This window comes from Enterobacter sp. Lyrl_3, from assembly GCF_051948675.1.
Taxonomy (GTDB): Bacteria; Pseudomonadota; Gammaproteobacteria; order Enterobacterales; family Enterobacteriaceae; genus Enterobacter; species Enterobacter cloacae.
In genome coordinates this window covers 1-3886 of sequence record NZ_JAYJLI010000041.1, presented here as the reverse complement: position 1 = coordinate 3886, position 3886 = coordinate 1, and the positions used below count along the sequence as shown (strand labels likewise).

General features: G+C 52.4%; 6 protein-coding genes. 1 reads left to right on the top strand and 5 read right to left on the bottom strand.

The annotated features are described in order from the left end of the window. A partial coding sequence (locus VF709_RS24640) for a tyrosine-type recombinase/integrase (RefSeq protein ID WP_440232450.1) occupies positions 1-859 on the top strand: 859 nt, incomplete at its 5' end. 121 nt (positions 860-980) lie between these two features. On the opposite strand, the gene VF709_RS24635 is transcribed toward VF709_RS24640, so the two are convergent. The 5 genes from VF709_RS24635 to VF709_RS24615 form a co-directional block, all read right to left on the bottom strand. Then, complete coding sequence (locus tag VF709_RS24635) at positions 981-1349, bottom strand: YidB family protein (protein ID WP_336243205.1); 369 nt, start codon at positions 1347-1349, stop codon at positions 981-983. Positions 1350-1362: 13 nt separating this feature from the next. Further along, a complete protein-coding gene (locus VF709_RS24630; RefSeq protein ID WP_262484727.1) occupies positions 1363-1812 on the bottom strand; it encodes a DUF3761 domain-containing protein in 450 nt (149 codons plus the stop codon). 89 nt (positions 1813-1901) lie between these two features. Then, a complete protein-coding gene (locus VF709_RS24625) occupies positions 1902-2255 on the bottom strand; it encodes a YcgJ family protein (protein ID WP_262484728.1) in 354 nt (117 codons plus the stop codon). 189 nt (positions 2256-2444) lie between these two features. Continuing rightward, positions 2445-3083, bottom strand: a complete 639-nt coding sequence (locus VF709_RS24620) for a DUF2913 family protein (protein WP_262484729.1) — start codon at positions 3081-3083, stop codon at positions 2445-2447. Positions 3084-3160: 77 nt separating this feature from the next. Then, positions 3161-3670, bottom strand: a complete 510-nt coding sequence (locus tag VF709_RS24615; protein WP_188024562.1) for a DUF4232 domain-containing protein — start codon at positions 3668-3670, stop codon at positions 3161-3163. Positions 3671-3886: the final 216 nt, after the last annotated feature.

Sequence of the window (3886 nt, the reverse complement as noted above, 5' to 3'; positions counted from 1 at the left end):
AGCCTCGTGGTCGGAAAGCTACGCTGAGAGCGTCCAGGAAGCCCTGGAGAAGGATATCCTCCCTTACGTAGGCAAACGCCCTGTTGCAGAGATCCTGCCGCTGGAAATGCTGGAGGCGCTACGCCTGATTGAAAAACGAGGCTCACTGGAAAAACTGCGTAAAGTCAGACAGTACTGCAATCAAATTTTCCGCTACGCCATTGCAACCGGACGAGCCACAATTAACCCCGCCTCAGAACTGACCAGCACGTTGACAGCCCCCAAGACGAAACATTTCCCTCACCTGCAAGAAAATGAACTCTCTACCCTTCTTACAAAACTGGCTGAGTACCATGGCAGCCCTGTTGTCCGCATGGCAACCAGACTGTTAATGCTAACCGGCGTCAGAACGATAGAATTACGAGCAGCTGAATGGTCTGAATTCGATTTCGACAATGCTCAGTGGGCTGTACCTGAAGAACGCATGAAAGGAAGGCGCATTCATCTGGTACCGTTATCAAAACAGGTGATGGCAATCTTACGCGAATTACAGGTATATACAGGCCAGTACCGGTTGCTCTTTCCTGGACGCTGCGATATCAATAAACCAATGAGTGAAGCCAGTATCAATATGGTCCTCAAACGCATCGGTTACGACGGGAGAGCAACCGGCCATGGTTTTCGCCACACAATGAGTACCATCCTGCATGAGCATGGATTTAACACTGCATGGATCGAACTGCAACTTGCCCATGTGGATAAGAACAGTATTCGTGGAACCTATAATCATGCCCAATACCTTGATAATCGACGCGAGATGATGCAATGGTACGCTGACCACATTGACGGTCTGATAGACGGGGCGGAAAATCAAGTGTGATGTAGTAGTGCCCTCTGGACGCTCAGCCTTCATGGCCGGGCGTCCTTTTATTGTTATATTTTTTATTTACTTCGACCTGTCGTCTCCCTTAAGCATCTAACTGCATAAAGGAAGAGAAAAATCACTTCATACGATCACGAAGGATCGACAGAGCCATATCAAGCATATTGTTGCCGCCAAGTTGGTGCGCTTCAGGAGACAAATGCTGCAATACAGCAGGCAGATGGGCACTCATCCAGCCAGTCACTTCACCCTGAGAGATCCCCATATGCTGTGCAAGCGAAGACAGCTCGTCGGCACTGAACACACTGCTGATATGCTCAGGGGTAAGATATTCAGCCGTCAGCCCGCCTTCTTCCAGCGTCTTAAAACGAGCCAGCAGCACCGGAAACCCGCCCTCATCCTGTACCCACGACAGGAAGGCCATCAGATTTGGGTGTACATCCGTTCCCTGGAAAAAACGGCCCAGGATGTTATTCAGAATACCCATACTATCTCCCCCATTATTCGGCCAGCCATTGCGCCACGCCACCATGGCGCGAACAAGAGCCACTGTGCTGCTTGCTGTGACTGAAAGAACCGTCTTTACACCGCGCTGTAGCACCTGACTCAACCGCATTTGGCACCACTGCGGATGTTGGCGCTGACTTTGGTTCTTTCGCAGAAACTGGGGCAGGAGCAGACTTTTGTTCTGGTACTGGCAGCGTATTCTCTTTTTTCACGAACCGACCGCTTTTATCCCGCACAGCCGCCGAAGCCGTATCCGTTGACTGAGGTATGGTATCGTCTGTCTTTGGTTTACGGGGGCGTGGAACCTTCTTTGGTGCGGACGGATCTGTCGTCTGTTGAACATCAACTGTAGATTGAGCATCTTTCTTTGCCGGGGATGTTGCCATCGCCCCGGTGCTCAGAATAAAACTGCAAACGAGAAGCGTAACAGGTAATATGCGCATATCTAAGTTTCTCCGTTATATGAAATGGACAAATAACCCTTAGCAACGGGAGATACTTCCTGGCAAAAATTGCAATGCATTTTATGGTATTATTGCCCTTTACCAAATATCTGCTGCGTCAGCGTTGTTTCTTGTTTGTCTGGTGTTCGCGGAAAAAAGCGATCTTTGTAGCACTGCTTTGCTTTTGAGTCGCAGTGTACGCCATTGCTCAGGGTATATTCCCCCAGATTAATATCAGTCCCACTTCCCAGTGTCTTATCCAGTTTGCTGTATGCCTGTTCGCCCAGATATTTAGAGGTCATCCCCATAGAAATGCCTTCATCATCAACGCAGTATCCGGCTTTTTTATCACATACAACGCCACCTGCCGGAGAATAAACATCCGCTGCAAGTGCTGATGTTGACGCCCCCAGCAATATAGTCATCACTAATATTTTTTTCACATTTAATCTCCTTCATTAAAATATTTGAACACTATAATTAACTATTAAAGAGAGCCTGGTGATTACAATCTACGGACACCAACACAACAATAAAACCGTCTGTAGGTAAATTCCGGCCTCCCGAAGGGCTGCCCCCCACGCGCAGCAGAAGTTTATTCAGGCTGAGCAGCGTCTGTGAAAACTGTTCTATCAACGGCCTCCAGGGTCACTGTTCATTTCGCGGGTGTCACGGCAGGACCACAAGTTCCAGCAGTGGCCGTTCTGGTGCTCCAGACGCCAGCCACTGTGCCCAAGCAGCTCACTGAAACCGGACACATTTCCGGTAATTTTCACCATCAGCACGCTCACCTGGTGTCCGTTTTCATCAAACGCGGCGTCAAGATTACTGAGCGACAGATACACTGCGTTCACGCCAGCGTTCAGCGTCACCGCGTGGCGGCCTGACCATTCCCGGTCGCTGAGCATCCGGCAAATCCAGTACATCTCCTTCGCCGTTTCAACCGCGTGGGTGAAGCGAAACATATCGGTCTGGTCTTTGAGCCCCCCAGTGCAGGACTCCCACAGGTAGGTCAGCTTAGTGACGAGTTTTGCGTTCCCCCCCAACTGTCGGCCCTTCTTCAGCAGCCATTCCAGATCGGTTGCCACCTCCCGGGAAAAGCGACGCTGTTTCTGCGCCGTGGCCAGCCAGCGGGTGAGAAACAAATTCTCCTGTACCGGTGAGGTTATCACGCCGTCACAACGGGCCAGCGCCAGCGCGACCAGGGCGCACCAGGCCATATGCCCGGTGAGCATCCCCGGCCTCTGCTCTTCGGCAACGGAATTACCCATAAAATTCAGCCCTTTCTGTCGGTATGAAAGTGAAAATTATATCGCCCGCATTCGGAAATAACATCGCTCCAGGAGAATCATGGCACCCCAATCAGTGACTGTGAATAATAGCCGGACTGGCCTTCTGCCGCGCACATCTGCTGGTTAAAGGGCACCGTCAGGGCACCACCATCCAGCTCCAGCGAAACATACGCCGGCCGGATACAGTGACCATTGTCAAACACGTCGCCGGACACCCAGCGCAACTCTGTCTGCAGCTCAGCGCCGGGAGCCATTGTCACCGGAGGAAGCACCGGCCCGGGATGCATCCCCGGGACCGGTCGTCGTTCTGCCATGACGGGATGATGCTCCGCATCGCTGAAGCTCAGAACCGGTAGCTGCGGCAACAGGCAGGCACCCGAGCCGGTATTCTGTAACACCAGTGTCGTTCCGCGCTGCGACATGCCGTCATACTGACCGTTCCGGTCATCAGTGCGCAGGTTAATGCCGGACGGCTGACAGGGGCTTACGGAAGGCAACTGCGCCCGCACGGGGGATGTCAGCAGCAGAAAAAGCGTGGTCAGCGTCAGAAAAGGTGTGTTTCGCATCAGCAAAGTCCCCGGAGTGGTGTCTCCCGGCAGTGCCGGCGGACAGGGATAAAAAAGCGCAACACAAAACGGTCGCTGTGTTGCGCGCTGTATAAACATGAGGGTGGGTTATCCGGTCTATACAAAGTGAAGCAGTGGCATATCCCCCCTACTCGCGCAACGGGAAGCCCGGCAAGTCAACCCGTACCGCCGTACTGATCCTCCCTGCCCCGGACG